Annotated in this window: 15 protein-coding genes; 1 reads left to right on the top strand and 14 read right to left on the bottom strand. The window is 69.0% G+C overall.

What is annotated here, in order from left to right; genetic code table 11:
* Window positions 1-3: 3 nt before the first annotated feature.
* From ACFFGH_RS33340 to ACFFGH_RS33275, 14 genes are all read right to left on the bottom strand, one after another.
* Window positions 4-1,962 (bottom strand): AsmA family protein, encoded by a 1,959-nt coding sequence (locus ACFFGH_RS33340; protein ID WP_386677049.1) that lies wholly within the window; start codon window positions 1,960-1,962, stop codon window positions 4-6.
* Window positions 1,963-2,133: 171 nt separating this feature from the next.
* Entirely contained in the window at window positions 2,134-2,757 is a 624-nt protein-coding gene (gene trhA / locus ACFFGH_RS33335; RefSeq protein ID WP_386677088.1) for a PAQR family membrane homeostasis protein TrhA, read from the bottom strand.
* 184 nt (window positions 2,758-2,941) lie between these two features.
* Window positions 2,942-4,546: a peptide chain release factor 3 gene (locus ACFFGH_RS33330; protein WP_386677086.1), complete on the bottom strand. Its 1,605-nt coding sequence runs from the start codon at window positions 4,544-4,546 to the stop codon at window positions 2,942-2,944.
* 164 nt (window positions 4,547-4,710) lie between these two features.
* Entirely contained in the window at window positions 4,711-5,481 is a 771-nt protein-coding gene (locus ACFFGH_RS33325; RefSeq protein ID WP_386677047.1) for a prepilin-type N-terminal cleavage/methylation domain-containing protein, read from the bottom strand.
* Entirely contained in the window at window positions 5,478-5,672 is a 195-nt protein-coding gene (locus ACFFGH_RS33320; protein ID WP_386677042.1) for a hypothetical protein, read from the bottom strand. The genes ACFFGH_RS33325 and ACFFGH_RS33320 overlap by 4 nt, the downstream gene beginning before the upstream one ends.
* A complete protein-coding gene (locus ACFFGH_RS33315) occupies window positions 5,669-6,343 on the bottom strand; it encodes a type II secretion system protein (protein WP_386677040.1) in 675 nt (224 codons plus the stop codon). The genes ACFFGH_RS33320 and ACFFGH_RS33315 overlap by 4 nt, the downstream gene beginning before the upstream one ends.
* On the bottom strand, window positions 6,340-7,221 hold the full coding sequence (locus tag ACFFGH_RS33310; protein WP_386677039.1) for a hypothetical protein: 882 nt from the start codon (window positions 7,219-7,221) through the stop codon (window positions 6,340-6,342). Before ACFFGH_RS33310 ends, ACFFGH_RS33315 begins: the two co-directional genes overlap by 4 nt.
* Window positions 7,221-7,646 (bottom strand): hypothetical protein, encoded by a 426-nt coding sequence (locus ACFFGH_RS33305; protein WP_386677036.1) that lies wholly within the window; start codon window positions 7,644-7,646, stop codon window positions 7,221-7,223. Before ACFFGH_RS33305 ends, ACFFGH_RS33310 begins: the two co-directional genes overlap by 1 nt.
* Window positions 7,643-8,332 carry a hypothetical protein gene (locus tag ACFFGH_RS33300; protein WP_386677035.1) on the bottom strand — a complete coding sequence of 230 codons (690 nt, stop codon included), beginning with the start codon at window positions 8,330-8,332 and terminating at the stop codon, window positions 7,643-7,645. The genes ACFFGH_RS33305 and ACFFGH_RS33300 overlap by 4 nt, the downstream gene beginning before the upstream one ends.
* The gene (locus tag ACFFGH_RS33295; protein ID WP_386677033.1) at window positions 8,329-9,723 is read right to left on the bottom strand and encodes a hypothetical protein; all 1,395 of its coding nucleotides are present in this window, start codon (window positions 9,721-9,723) and stop codon (window positions 8,329-8,331) included. The genes ACFFGH_RS33300 and ACFFGH_RS33295 overlap by 4 nt, the downstream gene beginning before the upstream one ends.
* Before the next feature lie 5 nt (window positions 9,724-9,728).
* Window positions 9,729-10,937: a type II secretion system F family protein gene (locus tag ACFFGH_RS33290; RefSeq protein WP_189454619.1), complete on the bottom strand. Its 1,209-nt coding sequence runs from the start codon at window positions 10,935-10,937 to the stop codon at window positions 9,729-9,731.
* Window positions 10,934-12,628, bottom strand: a complete 1,695-nt coding sequence (locus ACFFGH_RS33285) for a GspE/PulE family protein (RefSeq protein WP_386677030.1) — start codon at window positions 12,626-12,628, stop codon at window positions 10,934-10,936. Before ACFFGH_RS33285 ends, ACFFGH_RS33290 begins: the two co-directional genes overlap by 4 nt.
* Complete coding sequence (locus ACFFGH_RS33280; RefSeq protein ID WP_386677028.1) at window positions 12,625-14,625, bottom strand: tetratricopeptide repeat protein; 2,001 nt, start codon at window positions 14,623-14,625, stop codon at window positions 12,625-12,627. The genes ACFFGH_RS33285 and ACFFGH_RS33280 overlap by 4 nt, the downstream gene beginning before the upstream one ends.
* 7 nt (window positions 14,626-14,632) lie before the next feature.
* On the bottom strand, window positions 14,633-16,432 hold the full coding sequence (locus ACFFGH_RS33275; protein ID WP_386677026.1) for a secretin GspD/PilQ domain-containing protein: 1,800 nt from the start codon (window positions 16,430-16,432) through the stop codon (window positions 14,633-14,635).
* 555 nt (window positions 16,433-16,987) lie between these two features.
* Here ACFFGH_RS33275 and ACFFGH_RS33270 point away from each other — a divergent pair.
* Complete coding sequence (locus tag ACFFGH_RS33270; protein WP_386677024.1) at window positions 16,988-18,070, top strand: HDOD domain-containing protein; 1,083 nt, start codon at window positions 16,988-16,990, stop codon at window positions 18,068-18,070.
* Window positions 18,071-18,077 lie beyond the last annotated feature (7 nt).

Here is an 18,077-nt window from a genome sequence, read left to right as displayed (position 1 = left end):
CGCTCAGCGTGCGTAGCGTCCGCCGCAGTCCGCGTTCTGGCCCGGGCCGAGCTCGAGCGTGGCGAGCAGGGCCGCCGGCGGTGCGATCGTGCCGAGCGCAAGCGCGAACGCCGCGCGCAATCCGACGCGCTTCATGTCCGGCCGGATGTCGGGGTCCTTGAACGTGCCGTCGACCAGCAGTGGCGAGCGGAACGAGAACAGGCTGCGGTCCTTCGGGCGCGGCCGCAGGCGCAGGTCGAGGGTTTCGTCGCGCAGGTTGATGCGGCCTTCGCCGAGGATGATCGTGTCGGTGGTATCGAACGCGAACGCACGCGTGGTCATCACGCCGCTGCGCACGCTGAAATCGCCGAATGCGCAGCGCACCGGCACCTTGCGGTCCTCGGTCAGCATGAACTTCAGCGCTTCGGCGACGTCGAGGCCGGCGAGCTCGATCAACAGGTTGCTGACGCGGCCCCGGCCCATGCCAACCGCGACGTCGCCGTCGGCCGTCGCGAGCATGTCGGCGACGGAGTTGCCTTGCCCGGCCAGCACGATGTCGCCGCCGACCTTGCCGACGGCATCGCGCGCGAGCTCGACCTTCGACACCAGCCGGTCGAGGTTGAGGCCGCGCGCGGCGATGCGGGCGCGGGTGCGGATGGTTGGTTTGCGAGCGTCCATGCGCACGACCGCGCGGATCGTGCCGCCGGCGACGCCGAAGTCGAGCGGATCGAGCACCAGCACGCCGTTCTGGAGCTTCAGATGCGCATCCATGTTGTCGAGCGGCAGGCCCGGGGCGTTGATGCGGGCCGCGCCCAGGCGCACATCGGCATCCATCGAGCGCAGCTTTTCGAGCCGGTACGGCGTGTCCGGCAACACACGCGTGCGCGATGCGGCTTGCGCGGTGTTTCCGTGGTTCGCACCTTTGCCTTCCTCCGCCTTCGGTGTCGCGCCGACGAAGCCGGCCAGGTCGTCGAAGTCGAGCCGCGTCGATTTGAGGTCGGCACGCAGGAACGGTCGCGGGCCGGCGGTCTCCACGCTGGCGCTGCCGGCCAGGTCGCTGTCGCCAACGCGACCGCGGAAGCCGTCGTAACGCCAGCGGGTGCCGTCGCGCCTGAAGCGCCCGTCGAGCCGGTACGGCGGCGTCGGTGGCAGTGAAAGGCCCAGCAGCGGATAGAGGTGTTCGAGGCTGGCGCCGCTGAGCGCGAACTGCAGGTCGAACCCGCGCAGGCGCATGGGGTCGGTCAGAGTGCCGCGCGCGTGGGCGCGCGTGGCGCCCGCCTGCGCGGTGAGGTCGATCCGGTACGGCGCTTCACGGTCGCGCAGCGCCAGCGGTGATTCGGCCCGGCCGCGGACCTCGAACGGGTTGCCTTCCCAGCGGCCACCGCCGGTCAGGTGGATCGGCGCCGGCCCTTGGGCTGGGGCTGCCGCGCTTGTAAGGCCGAGTCTGATAGCGGTGTCGCGCTTGGGATCGAGAAAGCCCAATTGGCCGCGGTCGATGCGGACGCGCCGGAATTGTGCGCCTTCGCCACCGTCGTCTTCGCCGAAGCGCCAGTTGCCTATCCGCTGCGGGCCGATCTCGAGCGACACGACCGGCCGTCGCAGGTGCAAATCCGGGATACGCACGTCGCCACGCAGCAGCGGCCACAGCTCGATGCCGAACTCGACCAGGTCGGCTGAGGCCATCAGCGGTTCACTCGCCCACGGTGCGTTGCCGAAGCGCACCTGCTCGGCGCTGATGACCGGCACGGTGCCCAGATCGACATCCAGGTTGCCGCCAATCTCGAACGTGCGCCCGGTGCGGCGCTCGACCACGCGTTCAAGCGGCCCCTTGAACCAATTCCAGTCCCACAACGCAATGAGCGTGATTACCGCGACCAGCAGCATGAGCGCGGCCGACACGAGCCGGTGCTGTCGCAGCCATTGAAGGGCTCCGTCGCCGCGGTGGCCCGCGTCAGTCGCGTCGGTGCCGGTCGATTCGGCCATCTCGGCTCAGCCTGCCGGGCGCGACGCCGACATGTGCGTGGGCACAGGCCGTGGCGATCTACGGCCAGTCGTCAGCAGCGGATTCGATCTTGGTCGCATGGCGCACTCCGGCCGGTCGCGGCCACCTTCGGCAGCGGCCGGTCAAGCGTCGGTGAACACGTTGCGGCCGGTTCAGCGCGTGAGCACCTGGGCCGCGACCGCGATGTAATGGCAGACGCTGCCTGCCACGACGAACAGGTGCCAGATCGCATGCGAATACGGCAGCGACGGGCGGTGATAGAACACCGTCCCCAGCGTGTAGAGCACTCCGCCGGCGAGCAGCCAGCCGAACGTCCAGTCGTCCACGGCCGCCAGCAGCGGGCGCAGCGCGATCAGCACGATCCAGCCCATCGCGATGTACAGCGCGGTCGACAGCAGCCGGAAGCGCCCGGCGTAGAACAGCTTGAACACGATGCCTGCGACCGCGAGCGTCCAGACCGCTGCAAACAGACCCCAGCCCCACGGGCCGCGCAGGCTGATCAGCGTGAACGGGGTGTAGGTGCCGGCGATCAGCAGGTAGATCGCGCAGTGATCGAGCACCTTCATGCGGGCCTTCGCCTCGGGCCGCCGGACCGCGTGGTACAGCGTCGATGCGAGGTAGAGCAGCAGCAGGCAGAGCCCGAACACGATCGCGCCGGCGAGCTGCCACCGATCGCCGTGCAGCGCCGCGAGCGTGACCAGAACCGCGCTGCCGGCGAGCGCGGCCACCGCGGCAAGCCCGTGGGTCAGCGCGTTTGCGAGTTCTTCGCGGGAAATCGATCCGGCGTCCGTCGCGCCGCGCGTATCGCGCGACCGGCTGGCAAGCGTTTCCGCGGTCGCGTCGGATGCATTGTCCACGTTGGCGTCCTGTCCTCAGGACGGGCAGGGGGCCCATCGCAGGCGGGACTATACGTGAGCGTACGCAGCGGGCCGCCTGACGGTGGCGGCCCGCAGGCGGATTTCAGTCCAGCGCGATCGTCTGTGCGTGCTCTCGCGTGGCGTGGAACTGCACGTCCGGCGCGCGCTCCTGTGCGAGCTGCAGGTTCACGCGCGTCGGTGCGAGATAGACCAGCTGCCCGGCCGCATCGACGGCGAGGTTCTGCGCGTTCTTGTCGCGGAACTCCTCGAGCTTTCTCGGGTTGTCGCAGCGCACCCAGCGGGCGGTCGCGACGCTGACCTGTTCGAACGTCGCCTCGACGCCGTACTCGTCCTTGAGCCGGTACGCGACCACATCGAACTGCAGTACGCCAACCGCGCCCAGGATCAGGTCGTTGCTCATCAGCGGCTTGAAGAACTGCGTCGCGCCCTCCTCGGACAGCTGGGCGAGGCCCTTCTGCAGCTGCTTGAGTTTGAGCGGATCACGCAGGCGCGCGCGGCGGAACAGTTCGGGCGCGAAGTTCGGGATGCCGGTGAAGCTCAGCGACTCGCCTTCGGTGAACGAATCGCCGATCGAGATCGTGCCGTGGTTGTGGATGCCGATCACGTCGCCCGGGTACGCGCTTTCCGCGATCTCGCGATCGCTGGCCATGAACGTCAGCGCATTCGCGAGCTTGACCTCCTTGCCGGTGCGCGGATGGAAGGCCTTCATGCCCGCGTGGAACGCGCCCGAGCAGATGCGCATGAATGCCACGCGGTCGCGGTGCTGCGGGTCCATGTTCGCCTGGATCTTGAACACGAAGCCCGAGAGCTTGTTCTCGGTCGGCTGCACTTCGCGCGCAGTGGTCGCGCGAGGCTTTGGTGCCGGCGCGTGCTCGACGAAGAAGTCCAGCAGCAGCTGCACGCCGAAGTTGTTGACCGCCGAGCCGAAGAACACCGGCGTCTGCTCGCCGCGCAGGTAGGCGTCGACGTCGAACGGGTTCGACGCGCCTTCGACGAGCTCGAGTTCGTCGCGCAGCTCCTGCAGCATCTGCGCGCCGATGCGCTGCTCGAGTGCGGGATCGTCGATCGACGAGAAGATCGTCGAGTCCTGCCGCGTGAAGTTGCGGCCCTGTTCGTACAGGTGCACTTCGCCGGTGATCAGGTGCACAACGCCCTTCAGGCGCTGGCCCATGCCGATCGGCCAGGTGATCGGCGCGCAGCGGATGTTGAGCACGGACTCGACTTCATCAAGCAGGTCGATCGGGCTCTTGCCCTCGCGATCGAGCTTGTTGATGAACGTCATGATCGGCGTGTCGCGCAGGCGGCACACCTCCATGAGCTTGATCGTGCGCTCCTCGACGCCCTTGGCGACGTCGATGACCATCAGCGCAGAGTCGACCGCGGTGAGCACGCGGTAGGTGTCCTCGCCGAAGTCGGCGTGGCCGGGCGTGTCGAGCAGGTTGACGATGCGGCCCTCGTAAGGGAACTGCATCACCGAGCTGGTCACCGAGATGCCGCGCTCTTTTTCCAGCGCCATCCAGTCGGAGGTCGCATGGCGCGCGGCCTTGCGGCCCTTGACCGAGCCGGCCATCTGGATCGCGCCGCCGAACAGCAGCAGCTTTTCGGTCAGCGTGGTCTTGCCGGCGTCGGGGTGGGAGATGATCGCAAAGGTGCGGCGGCGCAGCGCCTGCAGGGAAACGTCGGACATGGCGGCGGCGCGCGTTCGGCGCGGCGGATCGGCGGGAAGACCGGAAATTATAGCGGCCGGGCCCGCGGGAACGACGATACGGTGGCCCCAAAAGCACACGCCCCGCGCGATGGCGGGGCGTGCAGGTATTACGCAAAGCTGCGCCAGGCAGCTGTGTGAAGCGATTACAGCTGGGTGCAGAGGGTGTACACAGCGGCTTCGTTATAGGCCGTGGCAACCGCGCCCGGCGCGGTGTCCAAGCCGGCGGAGCCTTCGGTCGCGCGAACGCTGCCGGTGTTCGGCACGCCGTCGTCCATCTGGTTGTCCATGGCAATCGCGGCCTTGCCCGGCGCCTGGCTGACGCAGATCGCGCGGGTGTTCATGTTGCCGAGGGCGGTGGTGAGCGTCGAGACGCCGACCAGGCCGCCGAAGCCGTTCATGGGCAGGGTGGCCGCCGCGGCGTCACCGGTCAGGAAGCCGGCGGCGCGCAGGTGCTGGAAGAACTGCACGTTTTCACCGGTCGCATCGAACGGATTGGCATTCGCCACGCCGATCATGTTGTTGCCATTGCCGGCGGTCTGCCCGGTCCACGTGTCACCGCGGCCGGCGATGCGTGCGTCGTCACCCGGGGTGGCGCGGTAGCGGTCCAGGTAACCGTAGGTGGACGCGCGGATGCCGGTGATGTCGTTGACGGCGCTGCGCACGCGGCTGTTCTCGATCAGTTCCTGACCCTTGAGCACCGCGCCCAGGAGCAGGCCGACGATCACCAGGACCACTGCGATTTCGACGAGGGTGAAGCCGCCCTGCGAGCGGCGGAATGACGGTTGGCGACGCATGTGGTGGATCCTGTGTGATGAGGGTTCGAAGTAGATCAACGGCACGAATGGCCCGGGCCCAAGGGCGATTTCCGTGGTTTTTCCGCATTTGTGACTGCCGCCACAGAAGGTGCCGGTCACGGACGCGTGCACAGCCAGACCGTGAGCAGTGCGGCGCCCCCGATGGCCAGCAAGATGCCGGTCACCGCGCGATCGAGCGCGTCGTGCATCGGCACCGAGTCGGGTACGGCGAGGAAGATGAAGCCCGCCAACGTGACCAGGAGCGCGGCGGCCAGCAGCCACGCACGCCACAGCGGCGGGCCCATCCTCATGGCAGGCGCCCGGCCTGCACCATGCGGTTCATAAGCACGGTGGGCGGCACCCACTCGACCAGGTCGTCGAACGTGGCTGTCGGCGTGTCGGCGACGAAGTCCACGTCGCCGTCGCGGTTCTCGGTTTCCGCAGGGCCGGTGCCGACCCCATTCGGGCCACCCGACCAGAACACAGCCGGAAGCTGCTGGCCAACCACCAGGTTGGTGATGTCGCGTGCCCCCAGCGTGCCGGCACTGCACAGTGCGAAGACGGCGTTCGTGGGCGCGGTCGACGGCTGTCCTGGCGGGCAGCTGGCGAAGGTGCCCCCGGAAGCGCTGCGGGCGAATTCGGCCGACACCGCATAGCTGACGGGCATGCCCCAGGCATCCCAGCGCGGCAGGCCCAGCGTCGCCCATGGCAGTTCGCCGAACTGGCCGGTGGTGCAGCCGCTGGCTGTCGGCGTGCGCTCGAGGCCGTTGCCGCCCGGGTCGGCCGGGCAGGGCAGGCGGCCGCGCGTGGCGGCGAATCCGATCAGCGCATCGCGCGCGGCGGCCAGTTCGCGGCGGGTCTGGGAGCTGCGCTGGTACTGCTGGTAGTTGCCCATCGTCAGCAGCAGCCCGCCCAGCACCAGGCTCATGATCACCAGCACGACGGCCACTTCCAGCAGCGAGAACCCGCTCTGGCGCTTCATTGGCCGCACCGGATCAGCGCGGCGATCGCGGCGTCGCATTCGGTGGCGTTGAGGCTGTTGATGCATGGCGGGTTGAGGAAGGTTGTGGCGGCCGTCTTGCACTCGGCCGGGCAGGCCCACGTCTGGATCTGGTTGTACGCCGTCTGGCATTCCGCGCGGATCGTGCCGCCCGACAGCCGGCAGCCGTTGTTCTTGCTGCTCGGATGCACGTACGACATCAGCGTGTTTGCGGGCGGCTGGCATGCGGGATTCCTAGGGGGTGGAGGTGGCGGCGGTGGCGGAGGTGGGTTTTCCGGCGGCGGAGGAGGCGGGTCTTGCGGCGGCGGAGGCGGCGGGTCCTCCGGAGGCGGAGGCGGCGGGTCCTGCGGCGGCGGAGGTGGCGGGTCCTGCGGCGGCGGTGCCGGCGCCGGACACCGCGCGGCGAGCGCCGCGAGATCGAGCGCGAGCGCGAGCGTCTGCACGTCTTCGGTCTGGCCGGCGGTGACCGTCGCGCCTGTGCTGCTCGACAGCGTGTAGGTGGGAACGCGTGCCTCGTGGTCGCGTTCCGGTGGCAGGCCGAGGCTCAGCCAGGGCAGCGGGCCGGATGCGGGCGCGGTGCAGGTGGCCTGTGCGGTACCGGTCTCGTCGGCCGCGGGGCAGGGCAGCAGCTGGGCGGGCGGCGGCGACGTGCTGCAATAGCGCGCGCCGGCATGGCCCAGCAGGGCGTCGCGTGCGATCGCGAGCGTGCGGCTGGAGCGGTTACGCGATTCAACCCGCGGGTCGATTTCCAGCAATTGCGATAGCAGCAGGCCGGTGATGATCGACAACACGACCACCACGAGCACGATGAGCGCCGCGCCGCGCGACGCGCGTGGCGACGCGGGAACGCGGCGGCGCATCACCGCCGCCTCCGGACCTGCACGCCGGGCGCGGTCTGCACTTCACGCAGGCGCGGCTCGAATGCCGTGCCGACGGAAAGCTGCATGACGTGTCCGTCATCGGCCAGCAGGAAGACCCGTGCACCGCGGATCTGGACGCGGTATGGGCCCCACTGCTGCCCGTCGATGACGGCGGTGTCCCCGAGCCAGGCGATGTCGCCGCGGCCCGGGCGGCGCGTGACGCCCTTGAGCGTGATCCATCGCGGGACATACACCTCCGCCGCGGCGGCCGTCGCCTCGCCTTCCTTGCTGCGCAGGCGCGCGACTGCAAGGGCATGTCGCTCCTCGGGGGTCAGAACGAGCGGGCCCAGCGGTGTGGCGGCCGGTGCGTCCCACGCCAACACCATCAGCGCCAGCAGCCCGGATCGAATGAAGTGGCCAATCATGGCGCCGCCCCCTTGGCAGCTGCCCCTGCGCCTGCTGGCGGACCGGCCAGTGGCGCCATTTCCGGAAGCGGCGCGGGATACAGGCTCAGCCAGCGCAGCGTGCAGGTGGCGTCGAGACCGAGTGTGTCCTTGCGACGCCGCAGGTCGCAGTCGAGCAGTTCGAAGCCGCCCGCGCGCGACTCGCGCAGGCGCTGCAGCACATCGAGGACTTCGCCCTCGTGCGTGCCTTCCAGCGTGAGGGTCAGTGGTTGCCCGCGCAGCGTGGGCGCAACCTCGCCGAGCAGGTCGATCCATTGCTGCGCGGCCTCCGGCACGGCGACGGTCTCGCTGCCGGCAAGCAGATAGCGTGCCCGCAGCCAGGGGCCGTCCTGCAACGACTGGCGCAGCGCCGCGATCCATCGCGGCCGGTCGGCTTCGCCCACGAGCCCGGCGTCGCGCAGCTCATCGTGCAGGCGCACGACCGCGTCCGGGTCACGGATCAGCGGGCCGAGATCGGCCGCTCGCGTTTCGATCGTCGCCGCGGCGCTCTTGGCGGCGCCGAGCTGCTTCTGCGCCTCCGCCTTCGTGGTGCGCGCCGACGACAGCACGACCCCGCCCACGATCAGCAGCGCAAGGCAGACGCCGATGGTGACGAACATGCGCTTGCGTTCGCTCGAAGCGAGCAGCGCGCGCCAGGTGGCCATCATCGCGGCTTCCTCCCGAGGCAGTAGGCGACCGGCGCGGAGAGCTGAGCCTCGAGGCCCTCCGACGAGAGCGTCTGGCTGTTGTTGATCGCCTGCGAGGGCAGCACCGTCCAGTACGGCCCGGAGCCGAGGGTTTCCTCGAACATCTTCAGGCGCACTTCGCGCTCGCCCTGTGGCACGTCGGCGGCCAGGTGCGCTTCCAGCGTGACCACGGTCGCCGGATCCTTGCAGCTGCTCGCCTGCGTGGACGTGGGCGGCTCCTCCCGCCATTTCAGCGCGATGATTTCCACGCTCTGCGCACCGGCGAGCACGGCGGAGAGCTCTTCGGCCTCGCGCGCGAACCGTTCGGTGGACGCAAGGCGCGTGGTGTGCAGCCCGAGCGCCGTTGCGGCGACCGCAAGCGGGATGTTGCGCTCGGCGATCTTCGCCTGCAGCGCATCGAGTGGGGCCTGCACCTGCGCGGCATGGCGTCGGGTCGCGTCCGCCTGCCGGTCCAGCTCGCGCGTTTCCGACTTCAGCGGCATCCACATCGCGCCGATCACAAGCAGGCCCGCGGCGGTCGCGGCATACATTCCCTGCCGCCAGCGGCGGCCCAGGTGATGGATCCGTATGCGCAGCGGTGCCAGCTGGAGTTTCGGTGCTACCCGTGTCGCCGCGCCCATGACGGCAGGCAGGCCGCCTGTCTCGGGCGGCGCGATGCCGCGGATCGCCGGCATGCCGACGACTTCCATGCCGCGCGGCAACGCCGCGGCGATGGCGTCGCGCGGCTGCGTCAGCCCCCAGCAGAGCACGCCCAGCGTTTCCTCGCGTGGCAACAGGCGAGTGTTGCGCACGAACTGCACGGTGCGGTCGACTTCCGTCATCAGGTGCTCGACGGTGAACGACTCCGCGTCACCGGGGATCAGGCGCCCCAGCAGCACTTTTCCGCGGCTCACGATGACCTGCCGCACGCCGGACGGCGTTGCCAGCAGCACGAGCACGTGGTCCGGCAGCCCTTTCGCGCGTCGCACCAGTTCGGCAACGAGCATCGCGGGGATCCAGACCGCGCGCACGCGCAGCCCGTGTTCCAGCCCGGTTGCGAGCGCCGCGTCGAGCGTCTTCTGCGCGCCTATGCCGATGGCGAGCACTTCGTCGTGCCCGGCCTTGTCGGATTTGCCCAGGCGCACGCCGAGGCGGTAATCCGTGTCGCGGAACTCCTGCGCGACACGCCGCTCCAGCACGCGCCGCGCATCGAGACCTTTCGCTTGCGGCACCGTGACCCGGGTGATGGTCGTTTCGATGAAATCCGCGACCACCGCGACGTCGCCGCGCAGTGACGCGGGGTCCACCGGATGCAGCGCCCCGTCCTTGCCGAGACGGAGCAGCTGCTGCGCGCTGAGATAGAGCACGTGCATGGGCATCACATCGGCAAGTTGGAGATGGTGTCGTACACGGGGCCGAGCACCGCGACCATGATCCAGCCGAGCAGGCCGCCCATGACGACGGTGAGCATCGGCTCGATCATCGACTGCAACTTGCCGATGCCCTCGTTGACGTCACGCGAGTAGAAGTAACTGACATTGCGCAGCGCTTCATCGAGGCGCCCGGTGTGCTCGCCGATCTTGAGCATGCGCAGCACCAGCGGCGGGAATGCCGCGCTGGCTTCGAACGCCTGCGAGATCGGGATGCCTTGACCGATCAGCGTGCGTGCGCGCTGCATCGCTTCGGTGACCGCGATGTTGCCGGTGGCTTCCTCGCAGTGCTGCAGCGCGTCCATCACCGGGATGCCCGCGCCGTACATGAGCGCGAAGGTGTTGGCGAAGCGCGCCAGCGCGATCTTGCGCAGGATGTCCCCGAGCACGGGGATCTTCAGGATGAAGTGGTCACGCTTGCGGCGCAGGTCCGCACTGCGGTCCAGCCCGACCTTCAGGCCGATGCCGGCAACCACGGGAAAGCCGAGGATCGCCGCCCACCACGCAACGATGAACGATGACACCGCAATGAGCACGCGCGTCTGGATCGGCATTTCCTGCTTCATGTTCTGCAGGAACTGCACCAGCTGCGGCACGAGGTAGATCATCAGGAAGAACACGACCGACGTGACGACGACCGCCACGAACGTCGGGTACATCAGCGCCTTGCGCGTCTGCGACGACAGCTCATCCTGCCACTTGAGGTTGGCGGTGATCTCGCGCAGCACGTCCGGCAGGTTGCCGGTGATCTCGCCGGTGCGGACCAGGCCCACCAGCAGCTTGTTGAACACGTCGGGATGGCAGGCGAGTGCATCGGAAAACGGCGTGCCGGTTTCGATGCGATCCACCAGGTCTCCCACCATCGACCGCACCGCCGGCACTTCGCTCGAGTCGCGCAGATCGACCAGCGTTTCCAGCAGCGGTACGCCGGCACGCAGCAGGGATTCGAGGTGGAAGAAGAAATCGATCAGCGCGCGCCGATCCATCTTCTGGCGCGACATCGATGATGTCAGGCCCGGCTTGACCGGCTTGGCGACAAGCAGCGACAGCCCGAGCCGCCCGAGGCGGCCTTCGAGTTCGTCGGGGCTGTTCGCATCGCTTTCGCCCTTGACGACGCGGCCTTCCGTGTCGAGCGCGCGGTAGCGGTACAGGCTCACAGCGACACCAGGCTCGTGATGTCGACGACACGCGAGACTTCCTCGAGTGTCGTGACGCCCTCACGGGCGTAACGCAGGCCGTCATGCGCGAGCGACCTGAAGCCCGACGCGAGCGCCGCTGCTTCGAACTCACGCAGGCTTGCGCGGCGCGCCATCAGCTCATCGAGCACATCGTCGAAGCGGATGACCTCGACGATGGCCACGCGGCCGCGATAGCCGCTGAAACTGCACACTTCGCACCCGACCGCGTGCTTGACCGGCTGGTCGGGTTCCAGCCCGAGCAGCTGCGTTTCCAGCGGATCCGCCGCGCGCTCCTGGCAGCAGGCGGCGCACAGGCGACGGATGAGGCGCTGCGCGACGATGCCGATCAGGTTGCCGCTCATGACCTCGGGCGGCACGCCCAGGTCGAACAGGCGCGGGATGGCGCGCAGTGCGGAGTTCGAGTGCAGCGTCGAGAAGACCTGGTGACCGGTCATGGCCGCGCGGAACGCCATCTCGGCAGTCTCGCGGTCACGCACCTCGCCGACGAGGATGATGTCCGGGTCCTGTCGCATCAGCGAGCGGACGCCTTCGGCGAAGTTCATCTTGGTGCCGGCGCCGACCGCGCTCTGGCGGATCACCGGCATCGTGTACTCGACCGGGTCCTCGAGGGTCATGATGTTGACCTGCTCGCTGTTGCGGTAATTGAGGATCGAGTACAGCGTGGTGGTCTTGCCCGAGCCCGTCGGGCCGGTGACGAGAAACATGCCTTCCGGACGCGCGAGCATCAGCTTGATGGTGTCGAGCTGGTCCGACGACAGGCCGATCTTGTCCAGATGCACGATGCCGCGCTTGCGGTCGAGTACGCGCAGCACGAAGTTCTCGCCGTGCGCGGTCGGATGCGCGGCGGCGCGGAAGTCGATCTCGCGCCCTGCAAGCGTGGTGGAGATGCGGCCGTCCTGCGGCGCGCGGTTCTCCGCGATGTTCATGCCTGCCAGGATCTTCAGGCGCACGAGCATCGCGGGCCAGTAGCGGCGGTGAAGCGCGCGCACCTGACGCATGACACCGTCGACGCGGTAGCGGATGCGCAGGAACTGCGGCTCGGGTTCGAAGTGCAGGTCCGATGCGCCGATCAGCACGCCGTCGGTCAGCAGTGCATCGACGAGGCGCACGACGGGGTGGCTGTACTCGCCCGCGTTTTCGGCCGAGAGCTGCGCTGCATCCGCCTGGCCGGTTTCGATCTCGTTGAGGATGCCGTCGATCGACAGCGTGTGACCGTAGTAGGTCTCGATTGCACGCTGGATTTCACCGGTGGCCGCGAGGCGCCACACTGGCGTCGCGCGGCTGCCGAGGTGCGCGCGCACCTGGTCGATCGCGATGATGTTCTGTGTATCGCTGACCGCGATGACGAGTTCACCCGTGGCGACCTCATACGAAACGGGGAACAGCGTATGGCGACGTGCGAGATCCTTCGGCACCAGCGCGAGGGCATGGCCGTCGACGAGAATGCCGGACAGGTTGATGCTGTCGTTGCCGAGTTTCTCCGACAGCGCTTCACGCAGCGTGTCCTCGGTCAGGAACCCGATGCTGACGAGCGTCTCGCCCAGCTGCTTGCCCTGTCGACGCTGTTCGAGCAGGGCGATCTTGAGCTGGTCGGCGCTGATGAGGCCGCGGTCGACCAGCAGGTCGCCGAGGCGGGGCTTGCCACTCATGGGGCGTGGGCTCCGGCGATGGTCAGGGCGTCAAGGCGTGCGCTTGCGGCATTGCGGTCGAAGCGCGCGGCGCCGTCGCCCATGCCGAGTGCACGGCGGTAGTGATCAGCGGCCAGGCGCGGCTGCTGCAACTGGTCCAGGGCGACCGCGAGGTTGTAAACGTGGTCTGCGTTGCCCGGCTCTCGCGAGTGGGCTTCGAAGTACGCCGACTGCGCGTCGGCCCAGCGGCCCTGGGCCGCCATGCGCGCGCCGAGGGCTGCGTGCAGCGAGGCCGCGTCGGGATTGGCCGACAGCGTCTGGCGCAGCGAGGTTTCGTCGTCCGCGTGCGTGGAGCCGGACACGGCCAGCAGGCCGGCAACCGCTTGCGGATGCTCCGGCTGCTGCGCGAGTACGCGGCGGTAGAGCTGCTCCGCGTTAGCGGTGTCGCCACGCGTTTCGGCGATCACTGCCAGGCCGAGCAGTGCGTCGAGTTCGCCCGGCTGCGCGGACAGCGCGGCGCGGTACGACGCTTCCGCATCATCGATACGACCCGCCTGGAGCGCGGCGTAGCCGGCGAGCAGGTGTGACGGGGAGTTGCGGCGCTGCACACGGAGCGGCTCGGGACGCAGGTCCAGCTCGTCCACGGGCGTTTCCAGCGCGGAGCGCGCGGGTCGGGACTGCTCCGGTGCGTCCAGCGTGCCGCTGGTCGGCAGATTCGGTGCGGCCTGCGGTGCGGGGGCCACGAGTACAGGTGCGACAGTCGGCATCGCGGGCGATGCCTGCGGCGCAGGCGGTGCGATATCGGCCGCGGGCGTGGTCGGCGAAGGCTCCGCGGACACGGGCATGCCCGGCGCGGTGGCAGGCGTGCCGTCCACGGCGACCTCCAGCGTTGGCGCTGCCGGTCCGGCAGGCATGCTGGACGGCGGCGGGACAACCGCCACCATCGACGGCGTAGTGCCGAACGGCGGCACGCCCATGAGATGCAGCCAGTACGCACCGCCACCGAGCGCGCCGGCGACGGCGACGGCCATTGCCGCATAGGCGATGCGGCGGGGTATTTGAGGCAATGCGAGCTTTGTCGGCTTGGCAGTCTTCGCCTTCGCAGCGGCAGCGGCAGCGGCAGCGTCGGGGGCAGTCACAGGTGCGGTGGACGCTGCAGGCGCGTTCGCAGGCGCTGCGGCCACTTGGGGGCTTGCGGACGGCGGCGGTGACACCGGCTCGGCCACTGCACCCGGTGCCTCTGCAACGGGGGCTGGCGCGGAAGGCGTCGGATTTGCCATCGAGCCCGCTGCCGTAACAGGCGCAGCTGCAATGGAGGGCGCAGGCTCGGCGGGCGTCGGCGCTTCGAGCGTCCGAGATGCCGGCGATGGCAATGCGTCCACGACTGGAGCATCGACTGTCGGCGTGGATGGCGCCTCTGCCGCGGGCAAGGGGCAAGCGCTGCCATCGCGCGCAAGCGCAGCTGCATGGACTTCGTCGACCGCACTGGATGTGCTGTCGTTCGCGATGCGTTCCATTGCCTCGGCAGACGAGCCTGCCACCGTGGCATCGACCGCGGATTCGGCCTCCATCGGCGCAAGCGCCAGAGGCTCCAGCGACAGCGACGTGAACGCGCCCGGTGCAGCGTGCGTGACGCGCACCGCCAGCGGCGACGCGTCGTCAGCGGGTGCAAGGCCCAGGGCGCTATCGAGCGACATGGGCGCGAACGCGGGCGCAGCCGCCGGTGTCTGGGCGGAATCGAGCGCCGACAGCGACAGCAGTTCGGGAAGCGATCCGAAGCCGGTGCCCCCAGCGGGCTGCGTCGCAACACCCGGCTCCCGCGCATCGTCGCGCATCGCTTCGGTGGCCCGGTCGTCGGCATCGGGCGATTCGCTCGTGCGCGAGGACGACGTCTTTTCGGCCAGCGCGATCACGCCGGCAGCGGACGGGCGCACGGCATCGCGCGGAGCGGATGCCGTCGCCGCGGCTTCGCGCTTGCGCGCTTCGGCCTTCTTCAGGGCTTCGAGAAGGATGCTCATGGCCGTGTCAGTTCACCGTCGCGGGCGCTGCGGCTGGCTGCGAGGGCTGTGCATCGCGCGGCGCCGGCAGCGACATCGCAGACGGCTGGAACTCACCGTCCGGCAACTGGTCTCGGAAGTTGCGGTAATCGCCCTGCAGGCTCGCGTTCTTCACCACGATCGGGCGCAGGAAGATCACCAGCTCGCTCTTCTCGCGCTTGCGCGATTTGTACTTGAACAGGTTGCCCACGCCGGGCACGCGGCTCACGCCGGGTACTCCGTCCTCGCCGTTGTCGGTGTAGTCGCGCATCAGGCCGCCGAGCACGGCGATTTGGCCGTCGCGCACCTTGATGACCGACTCCATCTCGCGCGTCTGGATTTCCGGCACCTGGCTCTTGATGTCGGGCACGTCCGCGCCGGACTGGCGCGCGACCGCGAGCGTCAGCGCCACGCCCGGGTCCTCGACGTAGCGCGTGAGGCGCGAGATCGTCGGACGCAGGTTCATGATGACCTCGCCGTCCTCGCCCACCTGCGGCGTGACGTTCATGAGGAAGCCGACCGGCACCGTGTTCGGCGTCGAGTTGATGCTGAACACCGCAGGCGTGGTGGTCGTGGGCGGCGTGTAGTCCGCCTTCAACGTGAAGTAGACGAGGTTGTCGACGACCTTGATGAGCGCGGTCTGGTTGTTGAGCACGCTGACCTTCGGGCTCGACAGCACCTGCGTGCTGCCGAACGATTCGAGCAGCTTCAGCGCGCCGGAGATATCGATGCCGGCAAGCGACTTGGCGAACTCCAGTACGCCCATCACCGGCACCTGGCCGCTCATGGGCGTACCGCCCGGCAGGGTGCCGGTGCCTGGGCCGGGCTGCACGGTGAAGCCGAGCGAAGTGCTGCCCAGGCGCAGCGCCTGCCAGTCGATGCCCTGCTGGTACTGGTTTGACAGCTGCACCTCGACGACCGTGGCTTCGATCATCACCTGGCGGCGAGCGGAGGTGACCGAACGGTCGAGGAAGTCCGCGACCTGCGCATGCTGGCGCGCGGTGCCGCGCACGATCAGCAGGCCGGCTTCCGGCTGCGCGATGACGGCCGGTTCGTTGCCTGCGTTGGCGTCGGGGGACAGGGGCGCGACGGCGCCGGGAGTCGTACCCACAGACACCGCGGCCGCGGGCAGCACGGCGGCGGGCCTGACTGCGCCCTTGGCATCCAATATGCCGAGCAGCTGGCCGACCGCCTGCGTGAGCGACTGCCAGTAGCGATGATTGGTGGTGCTTGCGATCTGGGTGGACGAGTTGTTGCCGGTGCCCTGGCTGGACGACGTGCCACCGGTGGTGGCGACCTGGGTCGCGATGGAGATGGACCCGGTGGTGTCGCGCTCCATGTGCAGGTAGTCCACGCGATAGGTGCGCGTGAAGGGGCGGTCCGGGACCACGCTGAGCGAGTTGCCTTCGAGCGTGTAGCGGATGTCCGCTTGGCGCTGCACGCGCTCGAGGATCTGCGGCAGGGTCTGGTCGATCGCATTGAGCGTCACCAGCCCCTCGATGCCCGGATGCACATCGACGTTGAGCTTCGCATCGCGGGCCAGCGCGAACAGCAACTCGCTCACCGGCACGCGGTTCACCACCACGCTGTAGAGCTCGACCGGGCCGCGTGCGACCGGAGGCGGCAGGCGCACGGAGGGGCTGACCACGGGCGGCGGTGCGCCTGCGGCCGTGCGCGGCAGGTCACGCGTGTCGAGGTGTTGGCTCGACCGGACCGGACCGCTCTGGGCGCAGGCCGCCAGCGAGACGGATAGCACCGAGATTGCGAGCGCGGCGGTTTTGATGGTCACGGGTGCTGCACTCCACTGGGCGGGCTCGGGCCCGCGTTCAGCACAGGCCTTTGCAACGCTCAGGCAACTTCTGTGCCCAAGGTCGACGGGCTGCGACTGAATTGGTTTAACGGCCCACGCCGATCGATCTGAAACCTGCGGCGGAGCGACCGGTGCAGGCGGCGTGGCGCCGTGCAGCAGCGCGCCTGACTGCGGCGGGCCACCGGCGCGTCAGCGCGTTGACGCCCCGCCGCCGGTTTGATGTGACGGTTTCATGGCGGGGCTGCACTGGTCACTGCGTGGCAACGTGACGGCCGAGCCGCGTGAGAGTCGAATTCCGGCGGGCCGGCGTGTCCATGCGGGCGCCTGTCCCGCCACTCGGCCGTCGCGGCGGTCCGGTTCGCACGGCGCCCCGCGCATACACCGCGCCGCATGCGCGTTGCAACGCGGTGTGCGGACTGCCCATCGGGAATGTGCGCGAGACAGCATTTCGGCAATCTGCCGTTCACAGCGCGAAGGCCTGCCGTGAGCACGGGTCTACCATCGCTCGCAGGGGAGTTTTCGGAGAAACGTTCAGTGCGGATCGTGATCGCGGGTGAGGGCTCGGGCCAGGCCGGCGAGTTGAAGCAGGCCTTGGTGGGCATGGGGCTGGACTGGGAGGTCGCGGCGGTCGATGCGGCCGGACCTGACGGAATGACGGCAGATGCGCCGGTGGACGTGTTCGTCTGCCCGCTGCGCCTCGGCACCCTGCAGGGGGCCGAGATCCTGGCGCAGATGCGCAACGCGTATCCGGGTGCCGTGCGCATCGTGTTGCTCGACAAGAATGAGGAAAGCCATGCGCTGCATGCGCTCGATTGCGCGCACCGCATGCTCAACACGCCGCTGGACGCATCTGAGCTGATCGAGGCCGTCGACAGCGTGGTCGACCTGCGGGAGTTGCTCGACAACGCCGAACTCAAACAAGCCATCGGCCGCATCGGCTCGCTGCCGCCGCCGCCCCGCATCTACATCGAGCTGACCCAGCTGCTGCGCGACCCGGACGCGAGCAATTTTGAAGTGGCCGAAGTGCTCTCGCAGGACCCGGGCGTCGCGGCCAAAGTGCTGCGGCTTTGCAACTCGGCGTTTTTCTCCGGCGGGCGGCAGATCACCGACATGCGCACCGCGGTCACGCGGCTGGGCATGCAGTCGCTGCGCGGGCTGGTGCTGGCAAGCGAGACGTTCGGCTCGGTGCAGTCGTCCGATGCCGTGGATCGCGATGCCATGCAGGAACGTGCATTGATGACCTCGCGGCTTGCCGCGCGCCTGCTCGGCGGTTCGAGCGCGGAACTGGCGGCGACCGCCGGATTGCTGGCCGAGGTCGGCCGGCTGCTGCCTGGCGTGCGCGCGGGTGACGACGAGTCCGGTCCGCACTATGCCGAGGCAGGTGCCTACCTGCTTGGCCTGTGGGGCCTTCCGATGCCGATCGTCGAGGCGGTGGCGTATCACCGCACACCGGCGCGGCTGCGTGGCTCGGGCTTCTGGGTGGTCGGCGCGGTGCACGTCGCATCCGCGCTCGTGCTCGGCGAACCGGTCGACGAAAAATACCTGCGCCAGGTCGGCGTGATCGACAAACTGCCGAAGTGGCGCGAGATGGCCGAGTCGATGGCCCAGCCGGCCTGAGCGAGGC

The sequence above is a fragment of the Lysobacter korlensis genome (assembly GCF_042434515.1).
Note: the sequence above shows the minus strand (reverse complement) of the source record. Positions and strands in the feature narration are given on the sequence as shown.